14 protein-coding genes are annotated in these 20,567 nt (G+C 74.9%); 7 read left to right on the top strand and 7 right to left on the bottom strand.

Going from position 1 to position 20,567, the window contains the following annotated elements; all coding sequences use genetic code 11:
- The first annotated feature begins 96 nt into the window (after positions 1-96).
- Both QBL21_RS11650 and QBL21_RS11645 read left to right on the top strand, forming a co-directional pair.
- Positions 97-1,164, top strand: a complete 1,068-nt coding sequence (locus QBL21_RS11650) for a DUF2637 domain-containing protein (protein WP_407562066.1) — start codon at positions 97-99, stop codon at positions 1,162-1,164.
- 94 nt (positions 1,165-1,258) lie between these two features.
- Positions 1,259-4,384: an alpha-mannosidase gene (locus tag QBL21_RS11645; protein ID WP_407562065.1), complete on the top strand. Its 3,126-nt coding sequence runs from the start codon at positions 1,259-1,261 to the stop codon at positions 4,382-4,384.
- Between the two features lie 36 nt (positions 4,385-4,420).
- On the opposite strand, the gene QBL21_RS11640 is transcribed toward QBL21_RS11645, so the two are convergent.
- Positions 4,421-6,838: a protein phosphatase 2C domain-containing protein gene (locus tag QBL21_RS11640; protein WP_407562064.1), complete on the bottom strand. Its 2,418-nt coding sequence runs from the start codon at positions 6,836-6,838 to the stop codon at positions 4,421-4,423.
- Between the two features lie 100 nt (positions 6,839-6,938).
- Between QBL21_RS11640 and QBL21_RS11635 the strand changes: the two genes are divergently transcribed.
- On the top strand, positions 6,939-7,934 hold the full coding sequence (locus tag QBL21_RS11635; protein WP_407566391.1) for a helix-turn-helix domain-containing protein: 996 nt from the start codon (positions 6,939-6,941) through the stop codon (positions 7,932-7,934).
- Between the two features lie 14 nt (positions 7,935-7,948).
- Here the strand turns inward: QBL21_RS11635 and rsgA are convergent, their stop codons facing one another.
- Positions 7,949-9,067, bottom strand: a complete 1,119-nt coding sequence (gene rsgA / locus QBL21_RS11630) for a ribosome small subunit-dependent GTPase A (protein ID WP_407562063.1) — start codon at positions 9,065-9,067, stop codon at positions 7,949-7,951.
- Positions 9,068-9,409: 342 nt separating this feature from the next.
- On the opposite strand from rsgA, the gene polX reads away from it, so the two are divergent.
- On the top strand, positions 9,410-11,152 hold the full coding sequence (gene polX, locus QBL21_RS11625; protein WP_407562062.1) for a DNA polymerase/3'-5' exonuclease PolX: 1,743 nt from the start codon (positions 9,410-9,412) through the stop codon (positions 11,150-11,152).
- A 56-nt stretch (positions 11,153-11,208) separates the two neighbouring features.
- Here polX and QBL21_RS11620 read toward each other — a convergent pair whose 3' ends face one another.
- On the bottom strand, positions 11,209-12,474 hold the full coding sequence (locus QBL21_RS11620; RefSeq protein WP_407562061.1) for a YihY/virulence factor BrkB family protein: 1,266 nt from the start codon (positions 12,472-12,474) through the stop codon (positions 11,209-11,211).
- Between the two features lie 18 nt (positions 12,475-12,492).
- Here QBL21_RS11620 and QBL21_RS11615 point away from each other — a divergent pair, with 18 nt between their 5' ends.
- The 3 genes from QBL21_RS11615 to QBL21_RS11605 all read left to right on the top strand — a co-directional run bounded on the left by QBL21_RS11615 (position 12,493) and on the right by QBL21_RS11605 (position 16,971).
- On the top strand, positions 12,493-14,151 hold the full coding sequence (locus QBL21_RS11615) for an acyl-CoA dehydrogenase family protein (RefSeq protein ID WP_407562060.1): 1,659 nt from the start codon (positions 12,493-12,495) through the stop codon (positions 14,149-14,151).
- A 413-nt stretch (positions 14,152-14,564) separates the two neighbouring features.
- On the top strand, positions 14,565-15,899 hold the full coding sequence (locus QBL21_RS11610) for a GAF domain-containing protein (protein ID WP_407566390.1): 1,335 nt from the start codon (positions 14,565-14,567) through the stop codon (positions 15,897-15,899).
- Between the two features lie 55 nt (positions 15,900-15,954).
- On the top strand, positions 15,955-16,971 hold the full coding sequence (locus tag QBL21_RS11605; RefSeq protein WP_407562059.1) for a peptidylglycine alpha-amidating monooxygenase: 1,017 nt from the start codon (positions 15,955-15,957) through the stop codon (positions 16,969-16,971).
- A gap of 53 nt (positions 16,972-17,024) precedes the next feature.
- On the opposite strand, the gene QBL21_RS11600 is transcribed toward QBL21_RS11605, so the two are convergent.
- The 4 genes from QBL21_RS11600 to QBL21_RS11585 form a co-directional block, all read right to left on the bottom strand.
- Entirely contained in the window at positions 17,025-17,411 is a 387-nt protein-coding gene (locus QBL21_RS11600; protein ID WP_407562058.1) for a hypothetical protein, read from the bottom strand.
- A gap of 88 nt (positions 17,412-17,499) precedes the next feature.
- On the bottom strand, positions 17,500-18,309 hold the full coding sequence (locus QBL21_RS11595; protein ID WP_407562057.1) for an ABC transporter ATP-binding protein: 810 nt from the start codon (positions 18,307-18,309) through the stop codon (positions 17,500-17,502).
- Positions 18,310-18,312: 3 nt separating this feature from the next.
- On the bottom strand, positions 18,313-19,329 hold the full coding sequence (locus QBL21_RS11590) for an ABC transporter substrate-binding protein (protein WP_407562056.1): 1,017 nt from the start codon (positions 19,327-19,329) through the stop codon (positions 18,313-18,315).
- A 103-nt stretch (positions 19,330-19,432) separates the two neighbouring features.
- On the bottom strand, positions 19,433-20,314 hold the full coding sequence (locus QBL21_RS11585; RefSeq protein ID WP_407562055.1) for an ABC transporter permease: 882 nt from the start codon (positions 20,312-20,314) through the stop codon (positions 19,433-19,435).
- Between the last annotated feature and the right edge of the window lie 253 nt (positions 20,315-20,567).

The raw sequence follows: 20,567 nt of genomic DNA, 5'->3' as shown, positions 1-20,567 counted from the left end.
TGAGTGGCTGATTTCGTTTCCTCCGGAATCGCGGTGCAATCCAGCCGAGTATCGGTGCCCGAGCTACCAGTCGTCCGGCGAGGCAAGGGACATCCGATGGGATTCAACGGGATACCGCTGAGCTGGGCCCTCCCGGCCGCCGTGCTGCTGCTCGGCGTGCTCGCCGCCATTGCCGTGGTGGTGCGCGGCCGGCAGAAGGCCGACGAGGCCGCGGACACCTGGGAGGCCGGTGAGCAGCGCCGCCGCCGCAAGGAGGCGATGTACGGCACGCTCGCGTACGTCCTGCTCTTCTGCTGCGCCGCCGTCGCCGCCGCGCTCTCCTTCCACGGCCTGGTCGGCTTCGGCCGGCAGAACCTGGGCCTGTCCGACGGCTGGGAGTACCTGGTCCCCTTCGGGCTGGACGGCGCGGCGATGTTCTGCTCGGTCATCGCCGTCCGCGAGGCCAGCAACGGCGACGCGGCGCTCGGCTCCCGGCTGCTGGTGTGGACCTTCGCGGGCGCGGCGGCCTGGTTCAACTGGGTGCACGCGCCGCGCGGCTCCGGGCACGCGGGTGCGCCGCAGTTCTTCGCCGGCATGTCGCTGTCGGCGGCGGTGCTCTTCGACCGGGCGCTGAAGCAGACCCGCCGGGCGGCGCTGCGCGAGCAGGGCCTCGTTCCCCGGCCGCTGCCGCAGATCCGGTTCGTCCGCTGGCTGCGGGCGCCGCGGGAGACGTTCAGGGCGTGGTCGCTGATGCTCCTCGAAGGCGTACGCACCCTGGACGAGGCCGTCGACGAGGTGCGCCAGGACAGCAGGGACGAGGCCCGGCGGCGGGCCGAGGAGCGCGAGCAGGCCCGGCTGGAGCGGGCCAGGCTCAAGGCCCTCGGCAAGCACCACCGCGCGCTGGCCCCCGGCGAGCTGACCGCCGCGCGCGCCGAGGCGCCGGTGGCGCTGACGCCGGAGCCGGTCACGGAGTCGGCGCACCTGCCGCTGCGGTCGCGTCCGGCACGGGAGAACGCGCGGGAGAGTGCGCGGGAGAACCGGCCCGCGGTCGGCGGCGGGCAGCCTGCCGGGCCCGCTGCCGCAAGGCCCGGCGGCGCCGCGTCGGCCGGCCGGGACGACGAGCTGGCCTCCCCGCTCGACACCCTGGAGCAGAAGATCACGGCGATGGAGAACCAGCTCCGCTGACGGGACTCCCGAGACGATCGAGGTGGTGGGTCCTCTTGCCCGGTCGGCCACGCGCAGGTTAGGCAGATCACAGCGACGACTGTGAGGAGCCGCGATGCACGACGACCGACTGCTGGCAGAGGGCCGGCTGGACCGCGCGCTGCGCCAGTTCATCCGACCCGCCCAGTACACCGAACGCGTCCCCCTGGAGCTGTCGGTGTGGCACCGCCCGGGCGAGCCGGTGCCGGCGGACGAGGCCCTGAAGGTTCCCCCGGAGGAGTACGAGCCCTTTGCCGTCGGCACCCGCTGGGGGCCGCCGTGGTCGACCAGTTGGTTCCGGCTGACCGGCAGCGTGCCCACCGGCTGGGCGGGACGGCGGGTCGAGGCAGTGATCGACCCCGGGTTCGGCACCGAGATGCCCGGGTTCCAGGCCGAGGGGCTCGTGTACGACGCGGCCGGTGTGCCCGTGAAGGGCGTACACCCGCGCAACCGCCATGTGCCGATCGCCTCCCCGGCGGCCGGCGGCGAGCCCGTACGGCTGCTGCTGGAGGCCGCCGCGAACCCCGCGGTGCTCCAGGACTTCACGCCCACCCTGCTCGGCGAGGTGCGCACCGCGGGCGATGCGCCGCTGTACACCTTCCGCGCCGCCGACCTCGCCGTGCTCAACGAGGAGGTGTGGCACCTGATCCTCGACATCGAGGTGCTGTCGGAGCTGATGCACGAGCTGCCGGCGGACCGCGGCCGGCGCCACGACCTCCTGCACACCCTGGACCGCATGCTCGACGTGCTCGACCTGCACGACGTGCCCGGCACGGCCGAGGCCGCCCGCGCGGTGCTGGCCCCGGCGCTGGCGCAGCCCGCGGCGGCCAGCGCCCACCGGGCGTTCGCCACCGGCCACGCGCACATCGACTCCGCCTGGCTGTGGCCGCTGCGCGAGACGGTGCGCAAGGCGTCCCGGACGTTCGCGAACGTCACCGAGCTGGCGCTGTCCGGCGACTACCCGGAGCTGGTCTTCGCCTGCTCGCAGGCCCAGCAGTACGCCTGGGTCAAGCAGAACCAGCCGCACATCTACGAGCGCATCCGGGCCGCCGTGCGCACCGGCCAGTTCGTGCCGGTCGGCTCGATGTGGGTGGAGTCGGACGCCAACATGCCGGGCGGCGAGGCGCTCGCGCGCCAGCTCGTCCACGGCAAGCGGTTCTTCGCCGAGGAGTTCGGCGTGGACACCCGGGAGGTGTGGCTGCCGGACTCCTTCGGCTACACCGCGGCGTTCCCGCAGCTCGCGCGGCTGGCGGGGATCCGGTGGTTCCTCACCCAGAAGCTGTCGTGGAACCAGACCAACAAGATGCCGCACCACACCTTCTGGTGGGAGGGCATCGACGGCACCCGGGTCTTCACCCACTTCCCGCCCGTCGACACGTACAACGCCACCATGCACGCCGCGGAACTCTCCCTCGCCGAGCGCAACTTCGCCGACAAGGGGCGGGCGAGCATGTCGCTGGTGCCGTTCGGGTACGGCGACGGGGGCGGCGGGCCGACGCGGGAGATGCTGGAGAAGGCGCGCCGGCTGCGGTCGCTGGAGGGCTCGCCCCGGGTGGAGGTGGCCCCGCCCGCGGAGTTCTTCGCGGCGGCGGAGGAGGAGTACGGGGCGGCGGCGCCGGTGTGGTCCGGGGAGCTGTACCTGGAGTTCCACCGCGGCACGTACACCAGCCAGGCCGACACCAAGCGCGGCAACCGGCGCAGCGAGCACCTGCTGCGCGAGGCGGAGCTGTGGGCGACGGCGGCGGCGCTGGCGGATCCGGCGTACGCATACCCGTACGACGAGCTGGACCGCATCTGGAAGACGGTGCTGCTGCACCAGTTCCACGACATCCTGCCGGGGTCGTCGATCGCCTGGGTGCACCGGGAGGCGGCGCAGACGTACGCGGCGGTGCGGGAGGAGCTGGAGGGCATCACGGCGGCGGCGGTGGCCGCGCTCGGCGGCGACGGGGTCGCGGTGCTGAACGCCTCGCCGTACGAGCGGGGCGAGGTCGTGGAGCTGGCCGCCGGTGAGGCCGGGGCGCTGCCGCGGGACGCGGTGACGCAGCCGCTCGGCGACGGCCGGTCGCTGGCGCGGGTGAACGCGCCGGGCCTGGGCGCCGGTACGGCGGGCACCGCGGCCGGCGCCGGGGTGACGGCGGTTGCCGAGGGTGGCGGGGTGGTGCTCGACAACGGGCTGCTGCGGGTCGTCGTCGACGGCGACGGGCTGCTGACCTCCGTACGCGACCTGGCCGCCGGCCGCGAGGTGCTGGCGCCCGGCGCCCGCGCCAACCTGCTCCAGCTCCACCCCGACCACCCCAACCAGTGGGACGCCTGGGACATCGACAAGTTCTACCGGCGCACCCGCACCGACCTCGTGGACGCGGAGTCGGTGGAGGTCACCGAGTCGGGGCCGCTGCGCGCGGCCGTGCGCGTGGTGCGTACCGTCGGCCGGTCGCGGATCATGCAGGACATCGGCCTGGCGGCGGACAGCGGGCGGGTGGACTTCACCACCGAGGTCGACTGGCGGGAGGAGGAGAAGGTCCTCAAGGCCGCGTTCCCGCTGGACGTGCACGCGGACCGGTCCACGTCCGAGATCCAGTTCGGGCACGTGCACCGGCCGACGCACGCCAACACGAGCTGGGACGCGGCGAAGTTCGAGATCTGCGCGCACCGCTGGCTGCACGTGGGCGAGCCGGGGTACGGCGTGGCCGTGCTCAACGACGCCACGTACGGCCACGACGTGACGCGGGAGGCGCACGCGGAGGGCCTGGGCACGACGGTGCGGCTGACGATCCTGCGGGCGCCGAAGTTCCCGGACCCGGAGACGGACCTCGGCGTCCACCGCTACCGGTACGCGCTGCTGCCGGGCGCGGACGTCGGCGCGGCGGTGGCCGAGGGCCTGGCGCTCAACCTGCCGCTGCGCACGGCCCGTACGGCGGCGCGGGAGCCGCTGGTGTCGGTGAGCGACCCGGCGATCACGGTCGAGTCGGTGAAGGCGGCGGAGGACCGCAGCGGGGATGTGGTGGTCCGCGTGTACGAGTCGCGCGGCGGGCGGGCGTCGGGGACGCTGACGACGTCGTTCGCGGTGTCGGAGGTGCAGGTGACGGACCTGCTGGAGCGCCCGCTCGACTCGTCGGACGCCACATGGGAGCCGGCCGGCGGCGTGGCGCTGCGACTGCGCCCGTTCCAGATCCTGACGCTGAGGATGCGGCCCGTACGGTGAGGAAGGGAGGGGCCCGGCGCCGCCGGGCCCCTCCGCTCAGCTCTCCCAGAGGGCGGCGGCGGTGCGGTCGTCCGCGAAGCCCTTGGCGCGCAGTTGGACGTCCGCGAGGAACGCCGCGAGCCCGGGCGGCGCCTGCTCGCCGCGCCACCGCTGTGCCAGCTCCGCCGCCAGCCCGGGCGCCCCGCGCAGCGGCTCGGCGAACCCGGGGCTGCACAGCAGCAGCACGTCACCGGGCTTGCCCTCGGACGCCCGGAACGCGAACGGCGCCGGCTCGCCGGGATCCGGGGTGTCGACGAGCGCGCCGAACCCGGGCGGCGGAGGACCGGCGAGGGCGGGGTGCTGCGGCCGGCCGCCGAGGTCGACGGTGAGCCGGGGATCTGCGGGCGGCCCGGCTTCTGCCGCCTCGTCCCGGCCGGCCGCTTCCCGACCCCCTCCGTCGGCCGGCGGGGCGGGCTCCAGGTCCTGCCACTCGTCGCCGCGGAGCCGGAAGAGGCCGCCGGGGCCGGTGCCGAAGAACACCCGGGTACGGCAGTCGGGGTCGGTGGACAGCAGCAGGCAGCGCAGCCGGGCGGTGTACCCGGCGGGATCCACGCCGAACTCCTCGGCCTGCGCGCGCATCAGCCCGTACGTGCGCCCGGTGAGCCGGTGCAGACCGGCCTTCAGGGCGGCCCGGCGCCCGGTCCGTATGTCCTCGGACAGCCGCGCCCGGCTCCGGCCGACGGCCTCGCCCAGCCACCGCACGAGCGAGTCGGCCGCCCGGTCCGTACGGGGCACGCCGCGGGCACCGGTGGCGACGGCGACGAACACCAGCGCGTCGTCCCCGCCGCCGAAGCGGGCGGTGAGCAGCGCGTCGCGGCGCTGCTCACCGCGGTAGCGGGGGCTGTCGCCGCGGGTGGCGGCGGTCCGGAGGGTGAAGGACCCGTACCGCGCCCCGTCGAGCACGGTGTCGGGCACCAGCTCCCCCAGCGCCCCGGGCGCCACCTCGGGCAGCGCGGTCGGCTCCGCCTCGTACGTGGGCGGCCCGCCGCCGAAGAGGGAACCACCGTTCCGGGCGCCGAAGTCGGCGTCGGTGAGGGTGTCGGTGGCGGACACGTGCCGCAGCCGCATGGTGTCGGGAGCGGGCGCGCCGGAGGCCGCGGGTGCCGCGGGCCGGGCGGAGGCGGGAGGCACGGGACCGGACGCCGTGGGCCGCGCAGGAACCGGCGCGGGGGCCCCCGCCGACCCGGCACCGGACTCCGCCGGCTCCGCAGGGGCGGGCGGCACCGGTTGCCCGGGAGCAGGGGCCGCCGGCCGGGCCGGAGCGGGGGCGGGCGACTCCGCGCGCGCGGCACCGGGCTCCGCCGGCTCCGCAGGGGCGGGCGCCGCCGGTCCCTGGGGAGCAGGAGGCACCGGCGCAGGGCCGGGCGGCACCGCGTACCCGGCACGGGGCTCCGGCGTCTCCGCGGAAATTGGGGACGCGGCGGAAATTGGGGACGCGGGTGCCGCGGGGGCGGTGTCGTCGGGGCCGGGCTCGGTGGTCTCCGCCACGGCAGGCGGCACGGAGTGGCCGGACGGGCGGGGCGCCGGGGCCGGTGGCGCCGGTGCCGCCGCGGCGGGCTCCGCGGGTGCCCGCGGGCCGGGCGGCACGCCTTCAACCGGCGCGGGCTCCACGGCTTCCCGTGAGCCGGGCAACACCGTGTTCACCGGGGCACGTTCGAGGTCGCCCAGACCGGCCGGCGCGGTCTCCGGGCCGGGCCTCCCGGCCTCCGGCGGATCCGGCAACGCCGCATTCGCCGCGGCGGGTTCACCCGCCTCCCACGAGCCCGGCAGCCCCGCCCCCGCCTCCGAGGTCGACTCCACCGCCTCACCCCGACCGGGCGGCACGGCCTCCGCCGGCGCCGGCTCTACGGCATCCCGTGTACCGGGCAACGCCGCGTCCGCCGGGGGCGGTTCGTACGGCCCCGGCTCGCGCTCCGGCCCCGTCTCGCGCTCCGGCGCGGACGCGCGCCCGGCCCGCCGCGGGTCCCCGCGGTCCTCGCGCAGGCCCGCGAACACGTCGTCCGCCCAGTCGCGCCCCGCGGCCGGCGGTGCCGCCTCCGCGCGCTGCGTGAAGCCCGGTACCCCTGCCACCGACGGCGCCCCCGCGGCGGCGGAAGGCGGCGCCGGCGGCGGGTAGTCGGGGTCCTGCATCTGGTCGTACGGCTCCGCCGGCGACGCCCGCCGCGGTCCGGCCCGGCCCTTGCCCGGGTCGCGATACGGGTCAGGGCCCTGGCCCGGATCCGGGTCCGGGTCCGCCGGATCCGGCGGGTCCGGGTCCGGCTCCTCGTCCACCGCTCTGGCCACCGACGCAAAGCGGTCGTCGAGGGTGTCCCCGGCACGCTGCGGCCCGGTGTCCGGCACCCCCTCCTCGTACAGGTCGTGCCACCACTCGTCCTCGGTGCGGCGTTCCCCCGCCGTCTCCCCCTGGCGATCCATGCTCCTATTGTTCCCCGCCACCTGTCGCAACATTGGCCGGACCGGCAAGATCACGGCACGGGCCTTCCACCGGACCCGCCCATACGGTCAGGATGTGCAGGTGCTCGGTGCCATCGGACTCGACGACGTGCAGGAGTCGGCCTACCGCGCGCTGGTGGCACTCGGCGCCGCCGACGTCCCCGAGCTGGCGCGGCGGTTGACGCTGCCCGAGCCGGAGGCGGTACGGACGCTGCGGCGGCTGGAACAGCACGGGCTGGCGGCGCAGTCGTCGGCGCGGCCGGGACGCTGGGTGGCGGCGCCGCCGTCGGTGGCGCTGGGGGCGCTGCTGATACAGCAGCGGCACGAACTGGAGCGCGCGGAGCTGGCCGCGGCGCTGCTCGCGGAGGAGTACCGCGCGGAGGCCGGTGAGCCGGCGGACGTCCACGACCTGGTCGAAGTGGTCACCGGCGCGGGCGCGGTGGCGCACCGCTTCCTCCAACTCCAGCTCGGCGCCGAGCAGGAGGTGTGCGCGCTGGTGACGCGGGAGCCGCTGGCGGTGCGCAGCCAGGACAACACGGCGGAGGAGAAGGCGGCGGGCCGCGGCGTACGGTTCCGGGTCGTGCTGGAACGCTCCCGGCTGCTGGCCCCCGGCACGGTGGCCGAGGCGGCGGAGGCGCTGCGCCGGAACGAGGAGCTGCGGGTCGCGGACGTGGTGCCGACGAAGCTGGTGATCGCGGACGGGGCGACGGCGATGGTGCCGATGTTCGCCGGGGCCGGCGAGCCCGCCGCGCTGGTGGTGCACGCCAGCGGGCTGCTGGAGTCGCTGACGGGCCTCTTCGAGAGCCTGTGGCGGCAGGCACTGCCCCTGCGGCTGACCACGGGCGGTGCGGCGGTCGCCGAGCAGGCCCCGGACGGCCCGGACGCGGTGGACCTCCAGATCCTCGGCCTGCTGCTGGCGGGCCTCACGGACGCGAGCGCCGCCAAGCAGCTCGACCTGGGGCTGCGGACCGTACAGCGGCGGGTGAAGCGCCTGATGGAGATCGCCGGCGTGCACACGCGGCTGCAACTCGGCTGGTACGCCCGCGAGCGCGGCTGGTGCGCCGACCGGTCCCCCTGAACCGCCCCCGGCCCTCAGGCCCTGCCCTTGCGCGCCCGGGCCTCGCGGCCCTCCGCGTCGCGGCGCTTCCACTCGCGGCGCCGGTCCGCCTGGAGCCGCAGGTCGGTGCGGGCCGCGATGCGGACGTTCTCGCGCTGGAGCTTGCGGTAGCTGTCCAGGCGGCGGGGGTGCAGGTCGCCGTGGTCCAGCGCCGCGACGACCGCGCAGCCCGGCTCGGCTGTGTGGGTGCAGTCGTGGAAGCGGCATTGCTCGGCCAGTTCCTCGATCTCGGCGAAGACCCGGCCGAGGCCGTCGTCGGCCTCCCACATGCCGACGCCGCGCAGGCCCGGGGTGTCGATGAGGACGCCGCCGCCGGGCAGGGGCAGCAGGTCGCGGGTGACGGTGGTGTGGCGGCCCTTGCCGTCCGCGTCGCGTACGTCGTGGACCTGCTGGGCGTCCTCGCCCAGCAGGGTGTTGGCGAGCGTGGACTTCCCGGCGCCGGAGGCGCCGAGCAGGACGGACGTGCCGGTGGACAGGGCGGCGGCCAACTGCGGGACGCCGGCGCCGGTGGCGGCGCTGACCGCGAGGACGACGGTGCCCGGCGCGACCTCCTCGGTGTCGGCGACGAGGTGGCCGAGGACGACGGGGTCCTCGACCAGGTCGGCCTTGGTGAGGGCGATCAGCGGCTGTGCGCCGCTGGACCAGGCGAGGGACAGCAGCCGCTCCAGGCGCGCCGGTTCGATGTCGGCGGCGCGCGCCGCCGCCAGCGAGACGGCGATGACCGCGTGGTCGACGTTGGCGGCGATGACCTGGCCCTCGGAGCGCTTGGACGACGCCGAGCGCAGGAAGGCCGTGCGGCGCGGCAGCAGGGCGCGTACGGCGGGGTGCTCGCCTCCTTCGAGCGCGGCCCAGTCGCCGGTGCAGGGCAGCCGGGTGAGGTCGGCCGTGCGGCCGGCGGCGCGGTCTGCGGCGGCGAGGCGGGCGGTGGTGGCGCGGACGGGACCCGCGTCGGTGAGGGCGATGCAGGAGCCGCGGTCCACCCGTGCGATACGGGCGGGAATCAGCCCTTCGGACTCGTACGACGCGAAGGCGTCGGCGGCGGCCTCATCCCAGCCGTACGCGGTGAGCGGGCGGGGTGCGGGGAAGTGTGTCAACGGAGCGACCCTTCGGAAAGGAGCGGGCGTGCGGCTGTCCTGCGGGGACTGCGCCCCTGACGGCTTCGGTCATGGCCCTCACCTCCCTGGTCGAATCCGGTCATGCGGTGCGCTGAAAGCGTATGCAGCCGCGCACGTGTCACGCCAGCGGTTTTCCCGGCCCCCGCGGGGGGTGCGTGCAGCGCTCGTGCGGCGGCGGGCGGCGATCGGCGGCATGCTTGTCGGCACGGGAGTCCCGCCGGGCGGCCGGCCCGCCGGCGTACCCGCGCCGGGCCCGCTTCCGTGCCCTGTCCGGTACCCGCACAGCGTTCCGTACCCGCACAGCCCGCGACGTGGACCGAGTTGACCGAGGTGGCGTCCAACGAGGAGGTCGCCGCGCTCCTTCAGGAGTACGCCGACCTGCTGTCCATCACCGGCGGCGACGCCTTCAAGGCGCGCGCCTACGAGCGTGCCGCCCGCGCGGTCGGCAACCACTCCGCCGACGTCGCCGGGCTGGACGCCAAGGAGCTGAAGGCCATCCCCGGAGTGGGCGCCTCCATCGCCGGCAAGGTCGGCGAGTACCTGCGTACGGGCCGGGTGGCGGCCGTCGAGGAGGCCCGCGCCCGGATCCCGGCCGGGGTGCGGGAGCTGATCGCGATCCCCGCCCTCGGCCCCAAGCGCGCGCTGACCCTGTACGAGGAGCTGGGCGTGGCCTCCGTCGACGAGCTGGCCGCGGCGATCGGCGAGCACCGGCTGCGCGGCCTGAAGGGCTTCGGGCCGAAGAGCGAGGAGAAGCTGCTCCACGGCATCGACCTGCTGCGCTCGGCCACCGGCCGGATCCCCGTCGACACGGCGCTGGCCCTGGCCGACGACATCGTCGCCGGACTGTCCGCGGTGGCGGGCTGCGAGCGCTGCGCGTACGCGGGCTCGCTGCGCCGGCGCCGCGGGACCGCCGGCGACCTCGACGTGCTCGCCGCCGCCGCGGACTCCGCGCCGCTGATGGCGGCGTTCACCGGGCTGCCGCTGGTCGGCGAGGTCATCGGCACCGGCGAGACGAAGACGAGCATCCGCACCACCGGCGGCGTCCAGGTCGACCTGCGGGTCGTACCGCCGGGCGCGTGGGGCGCGGCACTCCAGTACTTCACCGGGTCCAAGCAGCACAACATCCGCCTGCGCGAGATCGCGGTGCGCAAGAAGCTGAAGCTGTCGGAGTACGGGCTCTTCCACGCCCGCAGCGGGCGCCGCATCCGGGTCACCACGGAAGAGGACGTCTACGCCCGCCTCGGCCTGCCCTGGATCCCGCCGCCGCTGCGCGAGGACCGCGGCGAGATCGAGGCCGCGGCCCGCGGCGAGCTGCCGGAGCTGGTGGCGGAGGACGACCTGCGCGGCGACCTGCACACCCACACCGACCTCACCGACGGCATCGACACGCTGGAGGCGATGGTGGAGGCCGCCCGGCAGCGCGGCTACGCCTACTACGCGATCACCGACCACGCTCCCGAGCTGCGCATGCAGCGCATGACGAAGGAGAAGATGCTCGCCCAGCGCGAGCGGGTGGCGGAGCTGGACGCGCGCTCGCGGCGGCGCAGGGGCGGGCTGCGGCTGCTGCACGGCACGGAGCTGAACATCGCGCCGGACGGCTCGGTCGACTGGCCGGGCGAGTTCCTGGAGACGTTCGACGTGTGCGTGGCCTCGGTGCACTCGCACTTCACCCAGCCCAGGGACGAGATGACCCGGCGCTTCCTCGCGGCCGTGGAGAACCCGCACGTGCACGTCATCGGCCACCCCACCACCCGCAAGGCCGGCAAGCGGCCGGCGGTCGACGCCGACTGGGACGCGGTCTTCGCGGCCTGCGCCCGTACGGGCACGGCGCTGGAGGTCAACGCGCACCCCAACCGGCTCGACCTGCCGGACGAGCTGATCCTGCGGGCCCGCGGCCACGGCGTGAAGTTCGCCGTGGACAGCGACGCGCACTCGGTGCCGGACCTGTCGAACATGCGCTACGGGGTGGGTATCGCCCAGCGCGGCTGGCTGACGCCGGAGGACGTGATCAACACCTGGCCGCTGGCGCGGCTGCGCCGCTTCCTGCGGGCGAAGGGGGCGTGACGGGCGCCGGCCCTCACTTCACCTCGTGCCGCTCCCCCTCCTCGCGCCCGGCCGACTCATCGTCCCCGGCCGGCTCTCCGGGCGCCTCCTGCTCCCCACGCTCCCCCGGCTCCCCCCCGCGCGCCCCGCGCCGCCGGCCCGCCCCGCCGGGCAGACGCCGCGCGCTCCGCGGGCAGCTCCGCGGGCCGGCCCTTCGCCCGCGACCTGCGGCCCTCCTCCTCCGCCTCCTCCTCTTCCTCCGCCCGCTCCGGCTCCGGCTCCCGCGCCCACTCCTCCGCCGAGGCGTCCCCGTCGAGCCCGCGCAGCCGCGCCTGCCGCTCCGCCGAGGCCGCCGCGACCAGCCTGGCCGCCGCCTCCTGCCGGGCCCGGGCGGTCTCCGCGCGGCCGGTGGCGGTGGCGACCGACGGCCAGACGCGGTCGAACGCGGCGTTCACCGCCGCGCCTACCAGCACCGCGAACGCCGACACGCCGAACCACAGCAGCACCGCCACCGGCGCGGCGAGCGAGCCGTAGATGGTCGGTCCCGACACGGCGTTGAGCAGGTAGAGCCGCAGCAGCACGCTGCCCAGCAGCCACATGCCGAACGCCACCAGCGCGCCCGGCAGGTCCTCCCGCCACGGCGAGCGCACGGGTACGGCCGCGTGGTAGAGCGTCGTCAGAAAGGCGATCGACAACAGGACGACGACCGGCCAGTACAGCACCCGTACGGCCGTCTCGCTCCACGGCAGCAACTGCACCACCGCGTCCGGCCCCGCCACCATCAGCGGCAGCGCGACCACGCCGATCACCAGCGCCACGAGGTAGAGCGCGAACGCCAGCAGCCGGGTCCTGACGATGCCGCGGTGGCCTTCGAGCCCGTACATGATGGTGATGGTGTCGATGAAGACGTTCACGGCGCGCGAGCCCGACCACAGGGCGAGCGCGAAGCCGATGGAGATGATGTCCGCGCGCCCGCCACGGGTGACGTCGTCGATCAGCGGGCGGACGATCTGGTCGACGCCCTTGTCCGTCAGGACCGCGTCGGAGGCGTCGATGATGTTGCGCCGGATGGTCTCGACGTCGATGAGCCACTGGTCGAAGTAGCCCAGCAGGCCGAGGAGGCCGAGGAGCAGCGGCGGCAGCGACAGCAGGCTGAAGAACGCGGCCTCGGCGGCGAGGCCGATGACGCGGTGCTGCATGCAGGAGTTGACCGTGTCCTTCAGCAGCAGCCACGCCACGTGGCGCTTGGGCAGGTGCTGGTACAGGGTGCGGGCCCGGCGCAGCCGGCCGCGGGGTCCGCCGCGTCCGCCCTGTTCCGCACCCGTTTCCCGTTCTGCGCCCACCTGCCTACCGTAGCTGTCATGGCAGCAGGTACTCATACGGTGACGAATCAGGCACCGCCCCTGGTCGGCTACGACGTCTACGCCGCGGACGCGGCGCTCACCGAGGCGGTGGAGCGGTACGTGGCCCCGGAGCGGCGCGCCGCGGCGCACGCGGAGCTGACCGGCCTCGGCCGCGCGGCGGGCTCCGCCGAGGTGCAGCGGTGGGGCGTCGAGGCGAACGCCTCGCCGCCCGTGCTGCACACCCACGACCGCTACGGCCACCGCCTCGACGAGGTCGCCTTCCACCCCTCCTGGCACCGCCTGCTGGAGCGCGGCGTGGCCGCCGGGCTGACCGGCGCCCGCGGCCGCCCGGACGGGCACGTGCGGCGGGCGGCGGGGTTCCTGGTGTGGACGCAGGCCGAGGCGGGGCACGGCTGCCCGCTGTCGATGACGCACGCCGCGGTGCCGGCGCTGCGCGCCCAGCCGGAGCTGGCCGCGGTGTGGGAGCCGCTGCTGACCTCGCGGGTGTACGAACCGGGCCTGGCGCCCGCCGCCGGGAAGGCGGGCGCGCTCGCCGGGATGGGGATGACGGAGAAGCAGGGCGGCTCGGACGTACGGGCCAACACCACCCGGGCGGAGCCGGCCGGCGCGGACACGTACGCGCTGACCGGGCACAAGTGGTTCTGCTCGGCGCCGATGTCGGACGCCTTCCTGGTGCTCGCCCAGGTGCCGCCCGGCGGCCCCGGGCCCGGCGGGCAGACCTGCTTCCTGCTGCCGCGCGTGCTGCCTGACGGCAGCCGCAACACCTTCCTGCTCCAGCGGCTGAAGGACAAGCTCGGCAACCGCTCGAACGCCTCCGCCGAGGTCGAGTTCGACGGTACGACGCTCGCGTGGCGGGTCGGCGAGGAGGGCCGGGGCATCCCGGCGATCATCGAGATGGTCGCCGCCACCCGGGTCGACTGCGCGCTCGCCGCCGCGGCCGTGATGCGGCAGGCGGTGGCGCAGGCGGTGCACCACTGCTCGTACCGCGCGGCGTTCGGCGCGGTGCTCGCCGACCAGCCGCTGATGCGCAACGTGCTGGCGGACCTGGCGCTGGAGTCGGAGGCGGCGACGGCGCTGGCGCTGCGGCTGGCGGCGGCCTGCGACGCGGACACGGACGACGAGCGGGCGTTCCTGCGGCTGGCGGTGCCGGCGGCGAAGTACTGGGTGACGAAGCGGTGCACGACGGTGGCGGCGGAGGCACTGGAGTGCCTGGGCGGCAACGGGTACGTGGAGGAGTCGGGGATGCCGCGGCTGCTGCGCGAGGCGCCGCTGAACTCGATCTGGGAGGGCTCGGGCAACGTACAGGCGCTCGACCTGCTGCGTGCGCTGCGGCGGGAGCCGCGGGCGGTGGACGCCGTGCTCACCGAGATCGGCCGGGCGCGCGGCGCGGACCACCGGCTCGACCGGGCGGTGAAGGACCTGCTGACGGAGCTGGCGGACCTGGAGAGCGTCGAGACGCGGGCACGGCGGCTGGCGGAGCGGCTGGCGCTGGTGCTCCAGGGGGCGCTGCTCGTACGGCATGCGCCGGCGGCGGTCGCGGACGCCTTCTGCGCCTCGCGGCTGGGCGGCGAGTGGGGGGCGGCCCTGGGGACGCTGCCGCACGGGCTGGGCCTGCGGGCGGTGGTGGACCGGGCCCGGCCGGTGCCGGTGGCGTAGGGCGGCCGGGGGCCGCCCTGGCTGCGGGCCGGGGTCGCGGGCCGGGGCGGTTCGTGTTGCGTCAGCGGAAGGCCCTCCCGCGGATGGGAGGTGACCTTCCACTGTTGCAGGGCGTCGGAAGCGGTGCCGCGCCGACTCGGCACCCCGTCCGCTCGTCAACCCCGCCACACTCAACTCCTCGCGCACGCGCGTGCGCAAAGGTTGCACACCGTTGCAGCGTGCCGCCGTGCCGCTATCGGTTTGGTCCAAGAGGTGGGCGGAGGGGCGGTGCCGCGGGCACCATTGACGGGGACCGGCTGAACAGGCGGGCAGCGGGGAGTGTTGTGCCGGAAACTGCGGATGCGGGCGGTGGCGGTCGGGGCCCCCGGCCGGGCGGCCGGGCGCACGGTGCGCGGGCCGGCTGGGGCCGCGCGCTGACCGGTGCGGGCGGAGCCGCGGGCGGGCTCGGCGGCGGTCGTGCGGGCGGCGGTCGTGCGGGCGGGGGCCGTGCGGGCGCCGGGCGTACCGCAGGAGGGCGTACGGGCGGGCGAGCCGCCGAGGCGTACGCCGTCCCCCTCCCGGAGCCGTCACCGGCCGCCGACGGCCCGCGCGAGCTGATCGGCGAGTCGTGGCGCCGCGCGGAGGAGCGCGGGCTGGACCGAGAGGACGGCCGGCCGCGGCGGCAGGTGGGCGTCGCGGAGCTGGAGTGGCGGCGGCGTACGGCGGGTGTCGGCGTCCTGCGCGGGGTGCTGCGCGACGGGCTGATCCCGGCCGAGGACACCGTGCCCGAGCACGTCGTCGTGGTCACCGACGCCGACGGCGTGGTGCTGTGGCGGGACGGGCAGCGCGCGATGCTCAAGGCGGTGAGCCGGATCGGGCTGGCGGAGGGCGCGAGCTGGAGCGAGGACTCCGCCGGCACCAACGGCATCGGCACCGCGCTGGCGACGGGCCGCCCCGTCGGCGTCTACGGCGACGAGCACTTCCTGCGCACCTGCCGGACGTGGAGCTGCGCCGCCGCGCCGCTGACCGACCCGCGCGACGGGCGGCTGCTGGGCGTGGTCAACGTGACCGGCCCGGCGCGCACGATGCCGACGATCTCGCTGGCGTTCGTCACCGCCGTCGGCCGGGTCGCGGAGGGCGAGCTGCGGGACCGGCACTGGACGGCGATGGAGCGGCTGCGGGCGGTCGCGGCGCCCGTCCTGGCCGGCATCGGCGGCCGGGCGCTGGCCGTGGACGAGCACGGCTGGGCGGCGGGGGCCACCGGCATGGTGCCGCCGGAGCGGGTGGCGCTGCCGAAGTCGCCGGCGGCGGGCGAGTACGTGCTGCCGGGCCTCGGGCGGTGCGCGCTGGAGCCGCTGCCGGGCGGCGGCTGGCTGGTACGGGTCGAGCCGGAGGGCTCCGCGCCGGGGCCGACGCGGGTGGTGCTGGACCTGACCCGGCCGGCGTCGGCGAGCCTGGCGGTGCTGGGCGGCGCGGGCCGGTGGTCGCAGCAGGTGAGCCCGCGGCACGCGGAGTTGCTGTACCTGCTGGCGGTGCACCGCGACGGGCTCAGCTCCACGGCGCTGGCCGACGCGCTCTTCGGCGAGGCGGGGCGCACGGTGACCGTACGGGCGGAGCTGTCCCGGCTGCGCCGGAAGCTCGGCGGGCTGCTCGCGCACCGGCCGTATCGTTTCTCCGACGAGATCGACGTCCAACTCCTGCTCCCCGCGCGCCCCGCCGACCTGCTCCCCCGGTCCACGGCCCCGGCGGTGCTGGCCGCCCGCGGCTGAACGTCACCCGCGCGGGCTATGATCGCCGGCCCACGCGTCTTCTGGGGAGGAAGCGATGCCCGTCGGGCCCGCGACAGGTGACACCGTCTACGAACCCGTCCCCCTCTGGGCGAAGATCCCCCACGGGATCTGGCTCAGGGAAGCCACCTCGGTCGCCGTCGACTCGGCCGACCGCGTCTACGTCTTCAACCGCGGCAACATGCCGGTGCTCGTCTTCGACCCGGATGGCAACGTTGTCGACATGTGGGGCAACGACACCCCGTACCTCGGCACCGAGCTGTACGAGGACCCGTACGGCAACACCCAGCCGCGCTGGCGCGGCTGCCGCTTCACCCGGCCGCACGCGGTCACCGTCGACCACGAGGACCACCTCTGGCTCGTCGACGACGTCGGCAACACGATCACCAAGACCGACCGCGCCGGCACCACCCTGCTGACCCTCGGCACGGGCGAACCCAGCGGCTTCCAGAGCGGAGAGCCGTTCAACCGCCCCACGGACGTGGCCGTATGCCCGCGCACCGGCGACGTCTTCGTCAGCGACGGCTACGGCAACTCCCGCGTCCACCGCTACGACGCCGCCGGCCGCCACCTCGCCTCCTGGGGCACCCCCGGCACGGACCCGGGCAGCTTCAGCCTCCCGCACGCGCTGGCCCTCGCGGGCGACGCGGTGGTGGTCTGCGACCGCGAGAACCACCGCGTCCAGGTCTTCTCCCGCGACGGCGGCTTCCGCACCACGTGGCACGCCCACAAGGCGGTGGCGGTCTGCACCACGGGCACGGGCCCGGACACCCGCCTGTACGTGGCCGAACAGGGCCCGCCCCCGGTCCAGCACGGCGTCCCGGGCATCGGCCACAAGATCCGCGTCTTCGACACCGCGGGCCACGAGGTCACCCGCTTCGGCGCGGACCTCCCCGGCGAGTCCCCGGACAGCTTCAACTGGCTGCACAGCATCGCGGTCGACTCCACCGGCGACGTCTACGCGGCGGAGGTCTCGTACGTGGAAGTGGGCCGCAGCCTGACCCCGCCCCGCGAACTGGTAAGCCTCCGCAAGTGGCACCGCGCCGCGGGCTGACACCGGATGCCGGATACCGGGCGCCGGGCGGCGAGGCGGCGTGGGCCGGCCCCCTACCGCCCTGCCGCGAGCCGCTCCGCGACCCGGCTGCGGAGCAGCTCGTACTCCTCGCGCAGCCGCCCCGGCACCGGCGGGCGGGCGACGACCACGCCCTCGGTGACGGTCTCGTGCGGGTCGAACTGCTCGCGCGGGAGGTCGATCTCGACGCCCGTGCCCAGCCGGTTCCACCAGTGGTAGTCCGTGCGCTGCCCGTCCACCAGAACCTCGCCGCGCACCAGCTCGCCGCCCAGCAGATCGTTGAGCACCATCGCGGTGACCCCGCACTGGTCCCGCGCCGGATTGGCGGGCGTCCACCGCGCCCGGAACTCCGGCGTGCACGTGTCGGCGCCCCAACTGCTGCGTACGGCCCGCTCGATGTCGGTGAGGAGCAACGGTGTCATGGCGGCCATCCTCACACCCGCCACCGACAACGCCGGCCCGCGCCGGTCCCCCGCCGCGCCCGGAGGCGCCGCGGGGACCGGCGCCGGGTCAGTGCGCGCCGCTCAGCAGGCTGCGGGTGTGGGCCGCCAGGGTTTCGAACTCCGGGGCGGACATCACCTTTCCGTACTCGCGCTCCGGCGGCAGGTCCACCGGCATCGTCTCGATGATCCGGCCCGGGCGGGCGCTCATCACCTCCACCCGGGTGCCGAGGTAGATGGCCTCCGAGATGGAGTGGGTGACCAGCACGATGGTCGTGCCCGTCTCCCGCCAGATGCGGTTCAGCTCGACGTTCAGGTGCTCCCGCGTCAGCGCGTCCAGCGCGCCGAACGGCTCGTCGAGCAGCAGCACCGGCGGCTCGTGCAGCAGCGCACGGCACAGGGCCACGCGCTGCTGCATGCCGCCGGACAGCTCGTGCGGCAGGGCGTCCTCGAAGCCCGCCAGCCCCGTCAGCTCGATCAGCTCGTCGGCCCGGCGGGCGGCGGTCTGCTTGTCCATGCCGCGCATCTCGGCCTGGAGCAGGATGTTCTTCCGCGCCCCGCGCCACTGGAGCAGCGCGGCCCGCTGGAAGGCGAAGCCGATGTTGCGCTGCGGGCGGGTCACCGGCTGGCCGAGCAGGCTGACCTGGCCCGTCGTCGGCAGCACCAGGCCGGCGATCATCTTCAGCAGGGTCGACTTGCCGCAGCCCGACGGGCCGAGGATGGAGACGAACTCACCGGGCTCGATCCGCATCGAGACCCCGTCGACCGCCGTGGTGCGACTGCGCTTCGTCGTGAACGTGCACGTCACATCGCGGATGTCGATGCTTGCGGACGCCGCCGTGTCGGTCGCGGCGGCCTTCTTCTTTTCGAGCTGCGGCACTGCTCACCCCTTAGCGGCGTACGACTCGTCCCAGTAGTCGGCGGGCTGCTTGGCCTCCTTCAGCATCCCGCCGTCGGCCAGCAGGTCGATAGTCTCCTGCCACGACTCCTCGGAGTTGACGCCGATCCCGCCGCCGTCGCCCTCCAGCAGCGGCAGCGTGTCCTTGAGCTGGTTGGCGAGGACGTTGTCCGGCGGCGGCTCGGTCGCGGCCTCGGACATGATCTTCACGGCCTCGTCCTGGTTGGCCTCGACCTCCTGCCAGGACTTGGTGGTGGCCCGGACGAACGCCTTGGCCAGCTCGGGGTCGTCGGCCAGCATCTTGTCGGAGGCGACGATGCCGGTGCCCAGGACGTTCATGCCGAAGTCGGAGAAGAGTATGTAGTCGACCGTCTCGCCGGTGGTGTTCTCGATGGTGGGGCCCTGGTCGTGGAAGAAGCCCATGATCGCGTCGACCTTGCCGGCGGCGAGCTGCGAGATCTTGTCCGCGGGCTGGACGTTGACGACCTTGACCTTCGACGGGTCCACGTCGTTGGCTTCGAGCCAGCCGGGGAAGGTCGCGTACATCGCGTCGCCGGGCGTGCCCGCGACGGTCTTGCCCTCCAGGTCGGCCGGCTCCTTGATCTCCTGGTCGGAGACGAACTGCACGGAGGACGGGCCCTTCTGGAGGTAGACCCCGAGGCTCTTGACCCCCATGCCCTCGCCGATGCCGGCCATCAGCGGCGGGGTGTCGGCCCAGCCGAAGTCGGTCTGGTTCTGGGCGACCTGCTGGATGGTGGCGGCGGAGCCGTTGCCGGGCTTGATCTCCAGGTCGATGCCCTCGTCGGCGTAGAAGCCCTTCTCGACGCCGTAGTAGAAGGGGGCGTGCTCGCCGTACGGCACCCAGTTGAGGGTCAGCGTGACCTTCTTGCCGTCGCCCTCGCCGCCCGGGTCCCCGCCGTCGTCGTCCGACGTGTCGGGGGCGCAGGCGCCGGCGGCCAGCAGCGCGCTCAGCAGGGTGAGAGTCGCCGCGGTGCGTTTCATCTCGTTGCCTTCCTGGGTGGTCCGTTACTGCGGGATACGGGCTGCGGCGTCATGGCGGCGGGCCATGAGAGCCGTACGGGGCGGTGCGGCGCACGGTCCCGGCTCAGGTCGTCGCCATGGTCACGCTGGAGCCCTCCCGGCGGCTGGCGTGCCACGGGATGAGCAGGGACTCGGCGACCTCGATGACGACGAACAGCACCACGCCGATCGCCGACATGAGGATCAGGTCCGCGAAGAGCAGCGCGGAGTTCAGGTTGCCGCTGGCGAGCAGCAGGATGTAGCCGAGCCCTTCGCTGGCCCCGACGAACTCGCCGACCACGGCGCCGACCACGGCGAGGGTCACCGCGACCTTCAGTCCGGCCATGAGCTGCGGCAGCGCGCCGGGGAAGCGCACCTTGACGAAGACGGACCAGCGGCTGGCGCCCATCGTCGCGGAGAGGTCCAGCAGTTCGGGGTCGGTGTCGCGCAGCCCGGCGACGCCGGAGACGACGACGGGGAAGAAGGCGATCAGCACCGCCAGGATGATCTTCGGGGAGAGCCCGGTGCCGAACCAGACGATGAGGATCGGCGCGATGGCGATCTTCGGAATGACCTGGGCGAAGAGGATGATCGGGTAGAGGGAGCGCTCGGCCGTCTTGGAGTAGACGATGAGCACCGCGGAGGCGATGCCGATGAGGGCCGCCAGCAGGAAGCCGATGACCGTCTCGTACAGCGTCACGTAGGTGTGCTCCGCCAGCATCGAGCGCTCGTCCCACATGACCTCGAAGACCGAGCCGGGGGTGGGGACGAGATAGCGCTCGACCATCTCCCGCGCGGTGACGAACCACCAGACGAGGCCGATCACGGCGAGCACGATGAGGGGCCGCCACACGGCGGAGCCGAAGGCGGCGAGCTGGTTGCCGAAGCGCGCGCCGCGCCGCCCCGTCCGCTCGGGAGCGGTCGGGACGGCGGCGGGCGCCTTGATGTCGTCCTGTGCCGTTGTCACTCGAGATGCATCCAATCGAGGTTGAACACGTGGCCGTCGCCGGGGCAGTTCTTGCGGACGGGGAACGGTTCCCGGCTCCCGCCCGGGTGGCGTCCGGGCGGTGACCGCGGCTGCCTGCTCCCGAGGTCGTCCAGCGGTCGTGCGGTGAGGGTGGTGCCGGGTCGTGCCCGGTGGTGCCTGGTGGTGCCTGGTGCGGTGCTGAGACAGTGGCCAAGGCCACAGAAAGCGCTTGCCATAAGCTACGGGCGGCGCC

This window comes from Streptomyces sp. 184 (genome assembly GCF_045781775.1).
Classification (GTDB): Bacteria; Actinomycetota; Actinomycetes; order Streptomycetales; family Streptomycetaceae; genus Streptomyces.
Note: the sequence above shows the minus strand (reverse complement) of the source record. Positions and strands in the feature narration are given on the sequence as shown.

Bases quoted from the DNA above. Each gene is read 5' to 3' on its own strand.
- QBL21_RS11645 (WP_407562065.1), top strand. From the start codon at position 1,259: ATGCACGACGACCGACTGCTGGCAGAGGGCCGGCTGGACCGCGCGCTG.
- QBL21_RS11650 (WP_407562066.1), top strand. From the start codon at position 97: ATGGGATTCAACGGGATACCGCTGAGCTGGGCCCTCCCGGCCGCCGTG.
- QBL21_RS11640 (WP_407562064.1), bottom strand. From the start codon at position 6,838: ATGGATCGCCAGGGGGAGACGGCGGGGGAACGCCGCACCGAGGACGAG.
- QBL21_RS11615 (WP_407562060.1), top strand. From the start codon at position 12,493: ATGGCAGCAGGTACTCATACGGTGACGAATCAGGCACCGCCCCTGGTC.
- QBL21_RS11590 (WP_407562056.1), bottom strand. From the start codon at position 19,329: ATGAAACGCACCGCGGCGACTCTCACCCTGCTGAGCGCGCTGCTGGCC.
- QBL21_RS11600 (WP_407562058.1), bottom strand. From the start codon at position 17,411: ATGACACCGTTGCTCCTCACCGACATCGAGCGGGCCGTACGCAGCAGT.
- QBL21_RS11605 (WP_407562059.1), top strand. From the start codon at position 15,955: ATGCCCGTCGGGCCCGCGACAGGTGACACCGTCTACGAACCCGTCCCC.